Below are 17,603 nucleotides of genomic sequence, written 5' to 3'. Positions count from 1 at the left end.
TACGGATTCAAGGAATCAGAAAGCATCAACCTATGGTCATACAAATAGAGCGGAGACAAGACGAGCCTCTCACCGGAGACCAGATTCGCCGCAAGATCGAAGCCCTCGGTGGACGACTCAGCCTGCCGACGGTCAAGAGGGCTTTGGGAATGCTCGAGGGCGAACATCGGTCGATCCGTCGGGGGACCGGCTATGAATTCTTGGATTTACGCCCCTATAGTTCCGGGGATGAAGCCCGTTCCATCGATTGGAAAGCCAGCGCCCGCGCCGGCAGACCCATGATCGCCGACAAAGAGCAGAACGTCACCAGTAGGGTGTGGATGCTCTTGGACACAGGGGCGGAGATGCTGGGCACCTGCGACAGTGGCGAGACTCAGCTGGAAGTGGCTTTGAACTCTTTGCGTATGTTCGCCACCCTCTCCCTGCGGCGGGGCGATGAGCTTTCCGTGGTCCTCGGTGATTCAGCCCAAATCACGCGTATCCCTCTGACTGGTGGGTATCTGGCTTTCGACGCCCTCACCGACCAAATCGCCAACCGTCAACTGACCAAATCCCGTGACTTGGTTTCGCTGCTCGACTATGCCAAAAGAATCCATGACCGTCACTCTCTGCTCATCATCGCCACGGCCAGCACCGCTTGGACGCAGAAGACGATTGATAGCTTGGCCATCCTCTCGCAAACGCATCCGCTTATCGTTTCGACCGTCGAGACTTTGAATCCCTTCTCGACTTCAGCCCGCTTCCGTCATGTCATCGACGCCACCTCCAGTCGGCGGATTCCCGCTTTCATGCGGACTGCGCAGATGGAATCCGAGGTCCAGGAGAGAAGGGAATTCACGGCCAAGCTCTTGGAACAACGTCTGGCGAAGGCGGGGGCGGCCCTTCTGCATGGCGGTTCCAGTCAGACGATGTTCGACCAATTCATCACCCATATAGCGTCGGCTTTGACCAGGGCTGGAAACATGAATGTTCTCGCCGCCTCCGCCCTCCCCTCTCTCCCCTCCACGCCAGCCCCGCCAAAGGCGAAGGAGGAAAGAAGACATAGGCAGACCCGGCCCCGAAATCAGGGGCGGAAGGAGCCCTCATCCTTATGATCATCTCCGCTACACAGCAATTCAACCAGCAGGCCGCTGGGCAAAAATCCCCTGGTATACTCATCGCGATCGTGGTGTTATGCGCCTTGATCGCGATCTCCGCCCTGGCCGTCATCCTCATTGGCGGAATGAAACGCAAACCAGTCGCTTCCTCTGACCAGCGGCGCGCCCCTAAGCGGTCGACCTCCGAGTGGAAGACCCGGATCAATTCCGTTCAGAAAGACTTCAATCGTGGTTTGCTGACTGAAAAACAGGCGTACCAACGCCTTTCAACTCTCGCCCGTCAGTTCGCCTCCGCGAAGCTCGGCAAGGATATGACCAAGCACACCTTGGCGGAAATGCGTCAGGAGACCTCCGTCGACCCTAAGCATAAGGGGGACTTCGACTCTTTGCGACAAACGATCGAGGCCCTTTACCCGCCGGAATTCGCCAGCGATGATTGGAATGCCTCCGCCCGCAGCGCGACCGTGGAGGAAGCGACGAAATGGGTCTCCTCTCTGGTGGAAAGGTGGGGCGAATGAGCACCGGATTCTCTCTACGCTGGCCGCTTTTGGCCTTTCTTTCCGCCATCGGCCTGCTCCTCCTGGTCGTCTTCGTCAGACTTTGGGCCGCCCACAAATATCCTCATCGCCCTGTGACGGATATGACACGGCTTCGCGCTCAGGAAGATTCCCAAGAAGATGCTCAGGAGGAAGCTCAGGAAAAAACCCAAGGGGAGACGCCGACTTCCACAAAAACCGGAAGCCCTTCCAACACTCAGTCTGCCATAGGCCGGGTCAAGCGGCAGAACCGCATTGACGCTTACAGCTGGACCGTCAGCGATGACCTCAAACCGGAGAAGGCCTCCGCCCGTTTTCACCTCTATCAGACCCTGACCCGATGGGCCGGAATCGCCCTCATCGTCTTGGGAATCCTTGTCTCCTTCCTGATGGGCCGCCCCTCCCGCATCGATAAAGAAGCCAATACAGGCAGCCAACGTGATATCGTCCTTTGCCTTGACGTTTCGGGATCAACCCTGGCTTATGACCGTCAAATCATCGCCGCCTACCTCACCTTGGTCGATCAATTGCAGGGGGAACGGATCGGATTGAGCATCTTCGATTCCACATCCAAGACGGTCTTCCCCCTCACCGATGACTACACCGTCGTCAAAAGCCAGTTGGAAAACGCCTTCCGGATCCTCAAGAAGGTCTCGTCCGCCGATTTCAACAAGATGTCCGACGCCGAATACAAGAAAATCCAGGATTGGCTCGAAGGCACGAAAAACATAGCCAACACCTCCTCTTTGATCGGAGACGGACTGGTTTCCTGCGCCTTGCAGCTTCCCCAATTCTCCGTGAACGCCAACGGCACCCCGGGGAAGGCGTCGGCGGCCGCACGCGCCCGAGCGGCCAGGGCCGGATCCATCATCCTGGCCACCGACAACATCCAAAGCGGCAAAGGGGTCTATTCCTTGGATGAAGCCATGCGCCTCACTCGCTCCTCCGACATAGCGGTGGACGGGCTCTATATCGGTCCCGCATCCAAGAGCGGTTCGGTGGAGGCGACCTCCATGCGCCGTTTGGTCTCCAACGGTGACGGCGTCTACATCGATATGAATAAAACGACCGACCTGAACGCCGTCGTCAGGGCCATTGAGAAGACCAATTCCGGCCTGTCCCAGACAAGCAAACAAACCGATTTGGTCGACAGTCCAGGTTTGTGGGTCGCCCTGCTGATGCTCATCTTGTTCATTTACCTTGCCCTCGCTAGGAGGTTACGCCGATGAATCTCATCCTTCATCCTCTCTTCGGGTGGGTGGTCTCCTCCCTCATAGCGCTGGTTCTGATCGGTTTGGCTATTTTCGAAATCGTCTCTTACATCCGCGATTTCCGCGATGTCCGAGGTCAAGAGCGAAGTCGATCCGATCAAGCGCAAGACGGGAAACCCGAATCCGCCCAAGCACGGTTCACGGACGCGACGGTCGGTTCCATCATCCGACGCAGCCTTCTTTGCCTCCTGCTCGCAGCCACGGTCATGACGCCCAGTCTGAGAAGCCAAGTGACGACCCGAGCCGTCAACGCCACCGATGTCTTCATCGCGGTCGATACCACCGGCTCCATGGCCGTCCGCGACGCGAACTACGCCAGTCCTGACACCATCTCACGTCTGGAAGCTGCCAGTAAGGCCGTCAAAGACATCGTCCGCCTCTACCCTGACGCCAGCTTCAGCGCCATTCATTTCGACAGCACCAGCAACGCCGATCTGCCTTTGACCCCGGACTCCCATGCCATCACGCAATGGGCTGATACCCTGCGCACCGAGCCGACGGCGATTTCCCAAGGATCCGGCCTGGACACCCCTTTGAACACCTTGATCACTTCGATGAAGTCCACTCTGGCTGCCCATCCTCATGACACCATCATCCTCTATTACATCTCAGACGGGGAGACGACCAACGGCCAGGTCCGCAGCACTTTCTCGGTCTTACGCAAATACGTGACCACCGGCGAAGTGATTGGCGTCGGCTCCCGGCAAGGCGGAAAAATCCCGAATACGAAACTGGGGCTGACGGTCAAAGACCTGGCCTCCCAGAACGAAACCAACTCATGGGTGAAGGATCCAGCAACCAAGCAAGATGGCCTCTCCAGCCTGAACGAGGCGAATCTCAAAGCCATAGCCGATGAGATCTCCGGGACCTACATGCATACGGGGACGACCAAAAAAATCAGTTTAGCAGATATCAAGCAAAAATCCGGCAGATTCCGGATCCAACCAGTCACCCGAAAATATAAACACCCGATCCCCCTGATTTGGCCCCTGGTCATCGCCTTCTTCCTGATTTTCGCTTGGGAAGCCGGGGCCTGGATCGTCACATCAAGGAGGCTGCTATGACCAAGAAATCCGACAGACCATCTTCCACCCCCACCGCGGCGAACATCACGGTGGAAAACATCAAAAAGGCCGCCCACAACCACTCCTCCTCTCCGAATGGACGCTGGGAGAGGAAGCCGCAGGTCCGTATGCCTTTGGCCACCAGAATCGTCATCGGAGTCCTCGGGGTCTTCTCCCTCCTTGCCCTCTTTGTCGCAGCTGCCAACATCTCTCTCACTTCTTCCTATAACCATGCTGACGCGAATCTGCAGGAGAACATCGCCTCCTTCAACTCCATTCTGAAGTCAACGACGGTTGGGGACCAACACGTCTCCAAACTCACGCGATTGGAAAAGCGCCAAGTCTCCACTGATTCTTCCTTCTCCAACCTGCAAGGCCGGGCTTGGGCGGAACATCCCTCTCTGCGAGGGGCCGTGTCAGCGGACGCCCGCACATCCCGCAACCTGACCAAAGCGATTCGGGAGGCGACAAAGACCGCCAGCGAAAGCCGCAACCAATCCACGGCCCAAGGCAGAAGCTCCAACCAGTCGAAGCCAGGCTCTTCCCAAGGCGGTTCCTCTCAAGAGCAGGAAAAGGAGAACCGGGAAAAGGCGGAGAAGCTTCTAAGGAAGAACTCCATCCAGCCGCAGAAAATCAATCAGCCGCAGAAAAAGAACGATTCCTCGACGGCATCGAAACCTTGGTGAGCTTTTCTCCGGAAAGGATGGACGAAAAGGACCCGCTTGTCTCCTGCAAGCGGTTCCTTTTTATGCATAAAGACTCCCCTTTGTCAAGTCCATGATGAAGCGTGTTATTCACATTCGACCACATTGGTGCGAAAGGGTTCCCTCTTCTCAATGGATGTGTCATCATCGATGCATGACATACACACCTTCACTTCCCTCACTGTCAGGGTCACCGACATCCTCGCCATCGCCCACGGCGCCTCCAGCCTTATCGCCGCCGAACCGACCTTTGCCGGACAGGCCTTCCCCCAATCTACTATCGCCAGGGCAATCGCCCTTCCCAGGTCCGGGGACCAGTCCTCCCGCGCAATCTGGACGCGCACAGCCGCAATCGCAAGGAAGCAGCAAGCCGAGCCCGCATCCCGGGTTACCGGGGCTCCCCATCCCATCCGGCACCTCCCCAAGGCTCCCGACTCCGCCTGACGCATCCAGTCCCATTGACTGCGTCTGCGTACGTGCTGGGGAAGAACTGGCACTTCACGTATCGGATCGTTCACGAGTCGATCAAAAGCTGCTCGCTTCCCTCAGCGATTGCCTCAGCAAGGCGTATGCGGCCGAGTGGACAGGCAGTTCAGGGGAATTCTACCGGTCGGAGATCCATTCTCTGTCCTCGCAGACCGTCTCCGTCCAAAACGCAATGATGCGAACCCGCCGTATGGTCAGTTGACCTGGCCAGTTTCACTCTGACCAGCCAACCAATCAAATGATCCGATCAGCCCCCAGTCCAGCAAAGAGAGATTCTCGAACCACCCATGCAGCCCCGGATGAAGGCTCAGAAGGAAAGGAGAAATCATGCCCCAAGCTTATATGAAATCGTCCATTTACGGGGATTCATCCACTGTTTCCGTGAATCTGCAACTCGTCATCGACCTGGTGAGTTCTTTCCGCCAGTCGGCTAAGAAGCTGCGATCATCGGCACAAGAATGGTCCCGGGCCCGTTTTCTGGTAGGAAGTCGAACCTCGATGCTGGTTAGATGCCCCCTGTATCCAAACCTGCTGCCTGGTCTTCGCTTCCACCCTGTCATCTCCCAGCCCCAATCCCTACCGTTTCCCCGGTCGTTCCCTGAGGCGAATCGGCATACCAACCTTCCTTTGGACAAAATCGTCTCTACCTGCGATGCCAACGCGACCCTTTTGGAAACCCTTGCTTCGCATATGTCGAACCTGGCGGACCGTATGACGCGGGCCTACACCCTTTATTCCCACGCTGAGGAGACGAGCCGGGCCTTCATGCGCATGGTCATCGCAGGGACCACCATCCTCAGTCCTCCCGCCGCCTTAGTCGGCTTCGGGTTGATGGGCGGTCTGTCCTGCGTCTACCACTCATTGAGGAAAGGCGAACCTTGGTCCCCAGCCCGCATCATTACCGACGAAGCGGCCACCCATGAAGGATTCATGACCGGCCTGGCCGCGAGTCTGACCGCAGGAGGAGACGTCAATAAAGCGGCAGGGTTGATCTCAGGAATAAGTCAGCCCTTGAATGACTACATCCAGGGGGATAAACTCACCGTCACCCAGGTCACCCCTCAAAGCGACTTGCGCAAGCCGTCGAACATCTCCGACTGTCTGGCCAACCAGGAGCGGCTGGCTAGCGGATCCATGGGAACTTCGTATGGGACGATAGCGATTCAACGCTTCACGGACGAAACAGGGCGGCATCGATGGCTTGTCACTCTTCCTGGAACCGATGGAAAAGCCGACTCCCCCTTCGGATGGCCGCAAAACGTCGAATTGATGAGCGACGAAGCAAGAAAACGTTGGAACGCCGACAGCGCCCGTTATGTGGCGGCGGCCATGCGCCAAGCGGGGATCGGCTCGTCCGACCCGGTGGTTATCGTCGGTCATTCGCAAGGCGGCATCATCGCCGCGACCATAGCCGGGGATCCTGTCCAGGAATTCCGGGTGGAACACATCATCACCGCCGGTTCTCCCATCGCGGGACATCCTTTGCCGAATCACACTTGGTCCACCAGCATAGAAGTGGACGACGAGTTGATTTCCAGCTTGGATGGGAGGGCGAATCAGCATGGGCCCCGTCGTCTCACCGTCCGTGGATCAAGCATGGATGGCCCTGGACGGAACCGCGAAGGAACGCCGGTCCCGGGCGCAGGAAAGGGGAAAGAACTGACTCATGGCATGAACTATCAAAGAACGGCATGGAAAGACGCGGAAAACCTGCATAACGAGGAGGTGAAAAAGCATGACGAGCATTTCAAGGAAACGATTCGTGGGGCCATGGACAAAGAGTACTATTTCCAAGGTCGGATGGGACATTGACCTTCCAAGGCATGCCGTAACCTAGAGGTATGGAACTTGCAGAAATCACCCCTGGCCTGGCCTTGAGCCCCCTCGATGGCCGCTATCAGGCTCAGACCCTCCCCCTCGTCGAATATCTGAGCGAAGCCGCCCTCAACCGGGAGCGGATGGTCGTGGAGGTCGAGTGGATGATCCACTTGGCGAATGGCTCCCATGACGCCGATGCGGATTCCCGGATTCCCGGCGTCAGTCCTTTGACGGCCGAAGAAATCGCCTATTTGCATGCCATTCCAGAGGATTTCGGCGCTGAGGGCATAGAGGAGCTCGCCGAGATCGAAGCGGTGACCCATCATGACGTCAAAGCCGTGGAATACTACATCGACCGTCGACTCGACGCCGCAGCGCAATCCCTCGGAGAAAGCAGCCAACTTCCCCGTCTGAAGCCTCTCGTCCATTTCTCCTGCACCAGCGAGGACATCAACAACCTGTCATACGCCCTGTGCCTCAAGCAAGCGGTGGAGAAGGTCTGGCACCCCCGCATCCAGGAGCTGCTCGACAAATTGGACTCGGCTTCCCAGAAGTTCGCCTCCACTCCCCTGTTGAGCCTGACGCATGGGCAACCGGCCACCCCAACCACCTTGGGGAAGGAACTGGCAGTCTATGTCTACCGACTCAACCGTCAGCTGGCGAAGGTCGATGGCCAGGAATATTTGGGCAAGATCAACGGAGCGACCGGGACCTTCGGCGCCCATAGCGTCGCCCTCCCCCAGGTGGATTGGATTTCCGTCAGCCGCTCTTTCGTGGAAGACCGTCTCCACCTGACGTGGAACCCCCTGACCACGCAGATCGAATCCCACGATTGGCAGGCGGAGCTCTACTCCACCATGAGCCATATCAATCACATCCTTCACAACCTCGCCGTGGACATCTGGATGTACATCTCCCGAGGCGTCTTCGCGCAGGTCCCCGTCAAAGGGGCGACCGGTTCCAGCACCATGCCGCATAAGGTCAACCCCATCCGCTTTGAGAACGCCGAGGCCAATCTGGAACTTTCCTGCGCCCTCTTCGACTCCCTCAGCGCGACTTTGGTGGAGACCCGTTGGCAACGGGATCTGACGGATTCGACCGCGCAACGCAACATCGGGACCGCATTCGGATACAACCTTTTGGCCCTCTACAATCTCACCGGCGGTCTGGACTCCATCCACCCCGACGAAAGCACCATGGAGGCCGAACTCGAAAGCAACTGGGAGGTCTTGGGCGAACCCATCCAGACGGCCATGCGCGCCGCCGCATTGGAAGGTCGCGAGGGGATGGGTAACCCCTACGAACGGGTGAAAGAGCTCATGCGCGGGAAAAGGATCAACCAGGCGGACGTCGAATCCTTCATTGCGACCTTGAACTTCGACCCGGAGACTTCACAACGCTTGGCGGCCCTGACTCCCCGAACCTATGTGGGGTTGGCGGCCGACCTGGTCGCCTTCAGAGAGGTTCGCGGGAAGGAAAGTCAATCGACAAAGGCAGGTCAATGAGGGAAGGCCGGTAAAGAAAGGTGGCCGAAGAAAGACCGAGACGAAAAGTCGGCGAAGGTGAAGGCCAACGGAGCCGAACAACGAGCGAACAAGCAGCGGCCGCCGAACGACTACCTAACGGACAAGCAGCGAGCAAGCAGCGGACAAAAGAACAAAGAATCGGAAACGAACAGAAGCAATGGACACTCACAAGGCACAGGAGCCGAAGGATATGACCGAACAAGGCCAAGAACCGGATCCGACGACGGACATGGAGACGACGCGTAGGAACCACGCGACCGGTTTTCCCGCCGCTGGTAAGGGGTCGTCCAACCTAAACGGGTCGTCCAACCCAAACGACTCATCCGGCTCAGACGAATCCGATGACCTGGAAGTCATGGACACGGTCTCCCTGCCCATGACCCACATTATCGACACCCCACCCAAACGCGTGCACGACCTCAACGATCTCCTGGGAGCCGCAGGCAGCATCCTGGGCGCCATCCTCTTCCTGGTCGCCGCCATCGGCTTGCAGGGGGTCACCCGCGGGGTCGAACACGATGTACATACCTTCGGCGTCATCGTCACCAATTGGCTGTACGTGGGGTCCGTTTCCTTCCTGCAGCAGTTCGTGACCGTCGCCGTCATCATCATGGTGCTCATCCAGCTTTCCATCAACCGCGAATGGATCCAACTGGCCACTTGTTCCCTCTCCCTCATCCTGGGAGTCAGCATCACTTTCGGCGTAGCCGAGCTGATTTCCTTGATCCACTACCCGCCCCTGTTCAACGAGCTCCAATCCATCGACGGCCTGTTGCCTGGTTTGATCGCCGGCATCGCCGCCTTCCTGACGTCCGCCGGACCCAGAAAAGCGCGGTCCATGGTCCGCCTTGGTTGGACGATCACTTTCACACTCGGCGCCTTGCTGGTCATGCTGTCCGCGGACACCCTCTCCAGCCTGGTCGTCGCCCTCCTCCTTGGCCGGGCCATCGGCCTCGTCATCCGGTTCGCCATCGGGACTCTCAACGTGGGCGTCTGGGGCAAAGGCGTCGTGGAGGCCTTGCGGGAGGTCGGGCTTGACATCCATTTCCTGCGCAGCCACCCCAATACTTTGGACCGGCCGGATGCCTCCGTGCGTGTTTCCCATCAAACCGCCAGTCTGGCTGATGACCTCATCGTCAACTCCCGCCTTTACGACGCGGTCGACGCCGATGGCCAACACTTCACCGTTTCCATCCTGGACGAACGTCGTCACTCGGCTGGTTATCTGCGCCAGCTTTTGCAATGGTTCCAGCTGTCGGACCTCTCCACCCGCCATGACCGCACAGTCCGCAACGCCTGCCACCATCACATCGACATGCTCTTGGGCCTGAGGAACATCGGGCTGTCGACCATCCATCCTTACGCGGTCACCGACGCCCAAGAATCCGGAATCATCATCTTCTATAAGGATTGTCCCCTGCATGAATGCGATTGGGAGACCATCACGGACGAGGACGTGGTCTACGCCATGGATTACTTGGCCAAGGCCAACAAACGCGGCTACACCCACCGGCGGATCACTCCGGCCAGCATCGTGCGGGACAAGGACGGCCAAGTCATCCTCGCCGGTTGGGAGAATGGCGATTTCGCCAGTGTCTCCAGCAACGTCAGTCTGGACCGGGCCCAGCTGCTCACCGTTTTCGCCGTCAAGCTCGGCGTCGAGCGGACCGTGAAATGCGCGGTCGAAGCTTGGGGAAAGGACTACGTCTACAACCTCACCGCCTTCATCCAGAGGGCCGCGATTCCCTTGGAAACCCGGCAGGCGGAAGGTTGGACGCGCCACCTTCTGAAAGACCTGAGGACCACCATCAACGGGCTCATCCCTGAAGACGAGGCGGACAACACGGAAACCGTCACCATCGCCCGCTTCAACGTCCGCAACTTCGTCGGCCTGGTTCTGCTGATTGTCGCGGTCGTGGTCATCTTCACCCAGATGAAGCCGGCCGACATGGTCTCCACCATCACCCATGCCAATCCGTGGTGGGCGGTCGTCTCCTTCCTTCTGGGGGCGGTCATCACCTCCGTGGCCACGTCCATCTCGGTGGGGGTCTTCGTCGACCGGGACAAGCTCCATCTGGTTCCTCTCTTCCTGTCCCAAGTCGCCCAAGGCTTCACCGCCATCACCATGCCGGCCGGCGTGGGCCCCGCATTCATGAACCTGCAATATCTGCGTAAAGCCGGGTATAAGAGCACCCGAGCCACCGCCATCATGAGCGCGGTCGTGGCGGTGCAGGTAGCGGCGACGGTCCTGCTGATGATCGTCATCGGCATCTTCACCGGCCGCAACACCCTGTCCGGGGCCATCCCCACCAGCACCATCTCCATCACTTTGGGCGTGGTGGCCCTCCTTCTGTCCATCATCATGGCCATCAAACCCCTTCGCCAGCTTTTCGTCAAAAAGGTCTTCCCTATCGTCCGCTCGTATGGCCACGAACTTGCCACCCTTATCACCCAGCCGAAGAAGCTCCTCATCTGCGTGGTCGGCTCGCTGCTGCAAAACGCCAGCCTCGGCCTCGCCTTCTGGGCCTCTCTCATGGCTTTCGGATACACCAACAACCCAATCGAGACGACCTTCATCTTCCTGCTGGCCAACACGGTCGGCTCCGCTGTCCCCACTCCCGGCGGCTTGGGAGCCGTGGAGGCGGCTTTGACCCTGGCCTTCTCCGGCATCGGGGTCCCATCGGCCATCGCCCTGTCGGCCACCTTGCTTTACCGGATCATGAGTTACTGGGCCCGTATTCCCTTCGGGGCCGCCGCCATGCAATGGTTGAACAAGCATGATCTGATTTGAGTTCGGGCATGATCCGATTTGTGTTTGCGCAGGATTTGATCTGAGTTTGCACATGGTTTGATTCGAGTTCGAACGAGTCTGCTTTGATTTCGGACACGATTCGGTTCGAGCCGGAAGATGCACTCCACCAGTGGGTTCCGTCCTGAAAATCCCCTCTCATGGCCCGATTCAGCGCCAAGATGAAGTCAAATCAAATTACAAACAGGTAGTTTTCACTATTCTTTTTCAAAAAACCGCGACATTCTGCCCTTTTTGGCCGATTTTCTCGTGAAGTTAAGGTAATATCGGGTTTGTAACGAGTTGAGCAATTCCGCTGAACTCCTTAGTCAAGAAGGATGTATAACCACTATGGCATACAACAAGTCTGATCTCGTTGCAAAGATCGCTCAGAAGACCAGCCTGACCAAGGCTCAGTCTGAAGCTGCTGTCAACGCTTTCCAGGAAGTTCTCGTTGAGTCCCTCAAATCCGGTGAAGGTCTGCGCCTGACCGGTGTTCTTTCCGCTTCTCGCGTGAAGCGCGCCGCCCGTACCGGCCGCAACCCCCGCACTGGCGAAACCATCAACATCCCCGCAGGTTATGGGGTCAAGCTCCAGGCCGGCTCTTTGCTGAAGAAGGCCGTTGCCTAAGCTCCGTAAAAGCGCATCAGGCAAAGGCATACAAGCTTTTTAGAAGTCTTCAGCTAACAAAGACGTTAATCACAGCTGGAAGGTTCCGGGTTCACGCCCGGGACCTTTTTGTATATGCTTCCATCGTAAATACCCATATGGTGACTCATAGTGAACGCCTTCATGACAAGTGTCTTCACTCTCCCCTCCTTCCGTCTTAATCCTCTCCTTCCGTCCTTAAAAAACAGCCCTCTTCCCGATAGCGGCCAAGAAGCCCCGGTAGCGGCCAGGAAGTAGAGTATAACCCATGAGAAATTCCACGAATCATACTTTTCGATCCCTCCTTTTCGTCGTCATCGCTCTGGTCTGCGCCTTGGCCATGTGCCTGAGCCTGTCCGCTTGCGGCTCATCCGCCCCAAAAGCCGGCACCAAGGACTCTTTCCTCCAGCTGACCGACAAACCTTTCACAGCCAAAGGCGAGTTGGGGCAAAAACCCACCATCACCTTCAAGACCCCCTATACGGTGGAAAACTTCACCTATCAGACCGTCCAGAAGGGGAAGGGACGAGCGGCGAAAGACGGGGACATGCTCTGCCTGCAGCAGATCGTCTATAATCCTAAGACCGGCAAACAGATCAATTCCACCTGGGAGGCCGGCAAGACGGGGGTCTGCTCGACCTATCTGAGCGAAAAATCCGTCCAAAAAGGGTTCTATAAGCTCTTCAAAGGCATGACCGTCAATTCGACGGTCGTTCTGGGAGTCACTTCGGATTCCTCCTCCAACGCCACCTCTTCCGCCAACCAGGAAGACTACCTCTTGGCCCTCACCCTGACCGACGCCCGGCACATGGACCTGCGAGCAACAGGCAGCAAAGTCTCCACGATTGACCCGGCCTTGCCCAAGGTGACTTTGGGGAAGAAGGGTGAACCGTCGATTTCAGGCCTCACCTCGTATAAGTCCAACGGAAAGCTGGTCTCTCAGACCCTTCTGCAGGGCAATGGGGCTACGGTCAAGTCCAGCGATTCCGTGACCGTCCAATACAAGGGGTGGGTTCTGGGCGGAGACGCGTCCAAGCCTTTCGACAGCTCTTGGAAGCGTGGATACCCCATCAGTTTCAGCCTCTCCGGCGTCATCAAAGGATGGCGTGATGGCTTGGCCGGCAAGAAGGTCGGATCCCAGATCCTCATCATCGTTCCTCCCGACCAAGGCTACGGTTCCACTGCCCAGACGGGGATTCCGGCGAACTCGACCCTGGTCTTTGTGGTTGATATTCTGGCAGTGAACTGATTGATAGCGATATTCCGGCCATGTCCGAATGGACTGAGGAAGAGCGGGGGATTTTTCTCCCGCTCTTTTTCTTTTGCGGTTTGTGTTTGATCGGATTTGATGAGACTTGATTGGCAGATTGATTGATAGCTTGATCGACACCTTGACAGCAGCTCGACCGGCGCCATGACCGGCGGGCTTATCAGCCTAGAGGGCCTATCGGCACGGGTTCATCAGCGGTTGTGATGGGACTCAAGCGACGCTAGGAAGGCGATGACTCCCAGCGAAAGGCGACTATCCGACGAGCGATAGCCGCCTGATCAGAAGCAGCTCCCAGCGGACGGCAACTCCCAGTAAACGGTGGCTCTTTGTAAGCAGCGACCGCTCCGGTAAGAAATTCTTATCAGAAGAGCATGATTTCGTCCGAATCCTGCTCTTTCATATCCTCATAATCCAGGACTAGGCATTCGAACCCCCGGTCTTCGGCCAAAGTGCGGGCCTGAGGGGTGATGGTCTGGGCTGCGAAAATCCCCCGGACCGGGGTCAAGGTAGAGTCGCGGTTCAACAGCTCCACATACCGGGTCAACTGTTCCACTCCATCGATTCCACCATGCCTTTTGATTTCAATCGCCACATGCGCCCCTTCGGCGTCAACGGCCATGATGTCCACAGGGCCGATCGGCGTGGGGAATTCCCTGCGGACGAGCCGGGAGCCCGGCCCAATCCGCTCAATCTGCTCGGCCAGAAAACGCTGGAGGTGGTCTTCCACCCCATCCTTGGTCAGACCCGGATCCTGTCCCAGGTCGAACTCCTGGTCGCTGAAAATCCGCCAGAGTGCGATGAGGAGGGTGTCAGGACCCTTGTCGGCCGAAACATGGATGAATTCCTGGGGGACCTGATTCAGATCAGCAGACATCGTTCCGGTCTCTTGTGACTTGTCCGTCTCTTCTGTCTCGTCAGACTCGTCCGCTTTATCCAACCCATCCGTCTCGTCCGTCTCGTTAGTCTCTGCCTCATCTTCCATAGTTGATGCGGCCCCAATCCCAGCATCGTCGTTATCCGGGTTTTCGATTCCCTCGTTGATTCCGTTTTCGTCGTTATTGTTATTCTCATTCTTATCTTCGTTATCGTCCTCATCTTCTTCCTCATGGACCAAGTCGTCAGCGTACCCGATCTCCATATCAAGGCAGGCGGACACGAAACGTGGACTATCCGGGCCGAATTCGCGCAAAGTGCAGGGAGCCACCATCCAATTGAGCGGTTTATAGGACCCCAGCTCGGAGAAAATGAGGCAGCTCTGGTCCGCTTTCACCAAGATGACCCGTCTCGCCGTCGGCAGGGAGGCGTTGAGGCGGCCGGAATAACGGGCGGAACATTCAGTTACGATTATGCGCATAGGCTCACCTTATCATCCGCGGGACACCCATCGGCCACCTGCAGACCCGAAAGGCCCGAAAAATCATTCATCGCTGACCGCATCCAACACCGGCACCTGCAGGGCTTTGCGGGCCGGAGACAGGCTGGCGATGAGGCCGACGAAGATGGACAGGACCAGGAAGAAGCCAATCTGCCACCAGGGGATGCTCAAAGTGGCCAAACCGCTGGAACTGTACGTCTTTTGGATGACGCACCCCGCCGCGACCCCGACGGCCAGTCCCAAAACGGTCCCCAGGATGGAGATCATGATGGCTTCGATGGCGATCATGCCCCGCACTTGCCCCCTGCTGGTCCCGATGGCCCGCAAAAGGCCGATTTCCCGGGTCCTCTCCAGGATGGACAAGGCCATGGTGTTGACCACGCCGAAGATGGCGATGATGATGGACAGGGCCAGCAGGGCGTCCACGATGATCATGATGCTGTTGATCATGAGGGCGGCGGTGGATTTGATCCCGTCTTTGTCCAGGACCGAGACCACGTAATACTTCTTCACGGCCTTGCGTAAGCGGTTTTGCACGGCCTTGCGCTCTTCAGGGCTGGCCCCGGCTTTGATGGTGGCATAGAGGATGTAAGTGTAGCCGCTGTAGCTCTTGAGCAGCTTCCCTTTCAGCGACTGCGGCAGGAAGACCACCTGGCTCTGCATGGCCGAATCGGTGATGCCCCCGATCTTGGCCTTCAGACTGGCATCCGGGGAGCTGATGGTCACCGTCTGTCCCACCTTCCATTTGTTGTCGTCCGCGATGGTCTTGCCGACGATGATCTCCCCTTTGCGGGCGGCCGGGACGGAGACGCCGGAGGTCATGTGGGATTCGAAGACGTCGGTGAAGAAGTTGGGCTTGACGGCCACGGTGACAGCCGTCAACTGCTTCCCGTTGTATTTGAGCCGGGGGATCATCTCCAAGGGCAGGACGGATTTGACCCCTGTGACCGATTCGACGTCCTTCTCCACCCCGTTGGGCAGACCCGTGGTCTGGGAGCGGATGAGGAAGGTCGCCTTCAGACCATTGTCCACCAGGCCGGCGGTGGAGGCGGTCAGGCTGGCCGTCAAAGTGCCGATGGCCGCCACGATGGCCAGACTGACGAAAAGCGCAGCTGCCGTGTTGGCCGTGCGCCTCTTGGACCTATCCAGGTTGCGGGCCGCCAGCTTTCCGGAGACCGGGAAGGGAAGGGCAGGCAGGAAGCCGAGGACCCTTTGGGCAGGGATGACCAGGGAGGGGGTGATGACGATGACGGCAATGATGACCAGGACGGAGCCAACTGCCAAGGTGGTGTTGCTGGACATCGTATTCAAAGCGGGGATCACGGTGGGACCCGCCCCGCTTGTGCCCTTATGGTCGGCCAAGGCCACAGTCAGCCACCAGAAGAAGAGGCCGACGGCCAGCATGGCCAGGCCTATCCAGCCTCTCAGCCGGGTCGGTTTCTGCGGGTTCACGGTCTCGTTCATGGCCTGGATGGGTGGGGCGTATGCCGCGCGGCGGGCAGGCAAGGCCGCTCCGATCAGGGAGACCAGGATGCCGACGACGATCCCCAGAATGACGGCGTTCAGCCCCGGCATGGTGAATCCGCCCATGGCCGACCCGGTCTTGGACAAGCCCCAGGCGATGAGGGCCATGAACCCCCACCCCAGGAAGACCCCGATGACCGAGCCGATCAGCCCCATCAGCAAGGCCTGGACGATGACGGTCATGAAGACTTGGGAAGGGCTGGCCCCGACCGAACGAAGCAAAGCGTAGCCCCGCATTGACTCGCGCACGATCATGGAGAAGGTGTTGGCGATGATGAAAGCGCCGACGAAAAGGGCGATGAAGGCGAAGATCAGAATCATGGGCTGGAGGAAGCCCATCGTGGTGTTGGTGTTGTCTTTCTGCTCCTGCCGCAGGGTGTCGCCGGTGATGGCCCGGGCCTCGCATTTCCCTCGGCTGAGAGGGTTGGCCTCCAGCACCTTGTTGATTCGCTTCGCCAAGGCGACTTGCTGATCATGGGTCAGGGGCCTGCCATGGTTGGCTTTCCCATAGACGGTGATGGAGGTGGTGACTTCGTTGGCTTGGGCGATCATCTTCTCTTCAGCAGCCTTCTGGGCTTTGCGGATCGCCTCTTGCCGGGCCTTGAGTTCGGCTTCCTGACGGGCTTTGAGGGCTTGGGCCGCTTGTGGGCTCATGGCGGTCGCGGGCAGGCGGGAGGCCGCCATCCCCTGTCCACTGGTCTGCCCGCCGGCCTGACCGGAAGGGCTGCCGTTGCCGCTGGCGGATTGATTGGCCGGACTGGAAGGGGTTGACCTGGAAGGGATCGAAGCCGATCCGGAAGATGCTGAAGCTGAAGCCGAAGAAGGCTTGGTTCCGGCCGTCTTCGCCGTCCCCATGGTCATATAGGCGTTCTCCCTTTCGGCCACCGCCGGGTCGATGCCCACGTAATAGGTCCCCTGAGCCACTTGCTTGAGGGAGAAGACGCCGCTGATCTTGACCTTGCGGGGACCGCTGGGATAGACGAAAGTGGTCTTATCCCCGACGGAGAGCCTGGCCGTCTTGGCCGTCTCGTCCAGCAAAGCGATTTCGCCGTACCCACGGGGATAGGTGCCTTTGAGGAAGATCGTGGACCGCCAGGAGGCGTTTTCCGCCATGGAGACGGTCGTCACCGTCCCCGTCCCGCCCAAGCTGACGGCGTTACCCGACTTATCGACCAAGGCAGAGTTATTGAGGGTGATCATGCGGACGGCGGATTTGACCCCCGAGACCTTGGCCACATCTTTGATGAGGCCGGTTTTGATGCTGTTGTGGTCCAGCAGCGGGGAAGCCGAGACCCCGCTTTGCTTCCGAGCGCCGCGGATGTAGACGTCCCCTTCGGATGAAGCGGCGAAGGCGGCGTTCATCTGGTCTTCCAGCATGTTCCTGAAGGAGAAGGAGCCCACCACGAAGGCCACGCCCAAGGCGATGGCGATGATTGACATGAGGAAACGGGAGAAATGCGAACGCGCGTCGCGCAGGCCGATGGTGAACATGGCCC

Annotated in this window: 13 protein-coding genes; 11 read left to right on the top strand and 2 right to left on the bottom strand. The window is 58.3% G+C overall.

Annotation, left to right across the window (positions count from 1 at the left end; genetic code table 11):
- Window positions 1–32 precede the first annotated feature (32 nt).
- The 11 genes from PSDT_RS02325 to PSDT_RS02275 all read left to right on the top strand — a co-directional run bounded on the left by PSDT_RS02325 (window position 33) and on the right by PSDT_RS02275 (window position 13,187).
- Window positions 33–1,094 (top strand): DUF58 domain-containing protein, encoded by a 1,062-nt coding sequence (locus PSDT_RS02325; RefSeq protein ID WP_006289824.1) that lies wholly within the window; start codon window positions 33–35, stop codon window positions 1,092–1,094.
- Entirely contained in the window at window positions 1,091–1,615 is a 525-nt protein-coding gene (locus PSDT_RS02320) for a hypothetical protein (RefSeq protein ID WP_006289823.1), read from the top strand. Before PSDT_RS02325 ends, PSDT_RS02320 begins: the two co-directional genes overlap by 4 nt.
- Complete coding sequence (locus tag PSDT_RS02315; RefSeq protein WP_006290597.1) at window positions 1,612–2,862, top strand: vWA domain-containing protein; 1,251 nt, start codon at window positions 1,612–1,614, stop codon at window positions 2,860–2,862. Before PSDT_RS02320 ends, PSDT_RS02315 begins: the two co-directional genes overlap by 4 nt.
- Window positions 2,859–3,968: a vWA domain-containing protein gene (locus tag PSDT_RS02310; protein WP_006289821.1), complete on the top strand. Its 1,110-nt coding sequence runs from the start codon at window positions 2,859–2,861 to the stop codon at window positions 3,966–3,968. The genes PSDT_RS02315 and PSDT_RS02310 overlap by 4 nt, the downstream gene beginning before the upstream one ends.
- The gene (locus PSDT_RS02305) at window positions 3,965–4,654 is read left to right on the top strand and encodes a DUF6466 family protein (protein WP_006289820.1); all 690 of its coding nucleotides are present in this window, start codon (window positions 3,965–3,967) and stop codon (window positions 4,652–4,654) included. Before PSDT_RS02310 ends, PSDT_RS02305 begins: the two co-directional genes overlap by 4 nt.
- A 168-nt stretch (window positions 4,655–4,822) precedes the next feature.
- Window positions 4,823–5,116 (top strand): hypothetical protein, encoded by a 294-nt coding sequence (locus PSDT_RS02300; RefSeq protein WP_039868123.1) that lies wholly within the window; start codon window positions 4,823–4,825, stop codon window positions 5,114–5,116.
- A gap of 369 nt (window positions 5,117–5,485) precedes the next feature.
- On the top strand, window positions 5,486–6,970 hold the full coding sequence (locus tag PSDT_RS02295; protein WP_006289819.1) for an alpha/beta fold hydrolase: 1,485 nt from the start codon (window positions 5,486–5,488) through the stop codon (window positions 6,968–6,970).
- Between the two features lie 29 nt (window positions 6,971–6,999).
- The gene (gene purB / locus PSDT_RS02290; RefSeq protein ID WP_006289818.1) at window positions 7,000–8,481 is read left to right on the top strand and encodes an adenylosuccinate lyase; all 1,482 of its coding nucleotides are present in this window, start codon (window positions 7,000–7,002) and stop codon (window positions 8,479–8,481) included.
- 178 nt (window positions 8,482–8,659) lie between these two features.
- Window positions 8,660–11,293 carry a lysylphosphatidylglycerol synthase transmembrane domain-containing protein gene (locus PSDT_RS02285; protein ID WP_006290600.1) on the top strand — a complete coding sequence of 878 codons (2,634 nt, stop codon included), beginning with the start codon at window positions 8,660–8,662 and terminating at the stop codon, window positions 11,291–11,293.
- A 348-nt stretch (window positions 11,294–11,641) separates the two neighbouring features.
- Window positions 11,642–11,920, top strand: coding sequence for an HU family DNA-binding protein (locus tag PSDT_RS02280; RefSeq protein WP_006289816.1), 279 nt, complete (start codon window positions 11,642–11,644; stop codon window positions 11,918–11,920).
- Window positions 11,921–12,206: 286 nt separating this feature from the next.
- A complete protein-coding gene (locus PSDT_RS02275) occupies window positions 12,207–13,187 on the top strand; it encodes an FKBP-type peptidyl-prolyl cis-trans isomerase (protein WP_006290602.1) in 981 nt (326 codons plus the stop codon).
- A gap of 382 nt (window positions 13,188–13,569) precedes the next feature.
- Here the strand turns inward: PSDT_RS02275 and PSDT_RS02270 are convergent, their stop codons facing one another.
- Both PSDT_RS02270 and PSDT_RS02265 read right to left on the bottom strand, forming a co-directional pair.
- On the bottom strand, window positions 13,570–14,562 hold the full coding sequence (locus PSDT_RS02270) for an endonuclease NucS domain-containing protein (protein ID WP_006289814.1): 993 nt from the start codon (window positions 14,560–14,562) through the stop codon (window positions 13,570–13,572).
- Between the two features lie 63 nt (window positions 14,563–14,625).
- Window positions 14,626–17,598, bottom strand: coding sequence for an FtsX-like permease family protein (locus PSDT_RS02265; protein ID WP_006289813.1), 2,973 nt, complete (start codon window positions 17,596–17,598; stop codon window positions 14,626–14,628).
- Window positions 17,599–17,603 lie beyond the last annotated feature (5 nt).

It is taken from the genome of Parascardovia denticolens DSM 10105 = JCM 12538 (assembly GCF_001042675.1).
In the GTDB taxonomy this organism is placed as follows: domain Bacteria; phylum Actinomycetota; class Actinomycetes; order Actinomycetales; family Bifidobacteriaceae; genus Scardovia; species Scardovia denticolens.
This window is presented reverse-complemented; position numbering and strand designations above follow the sequence as displayed.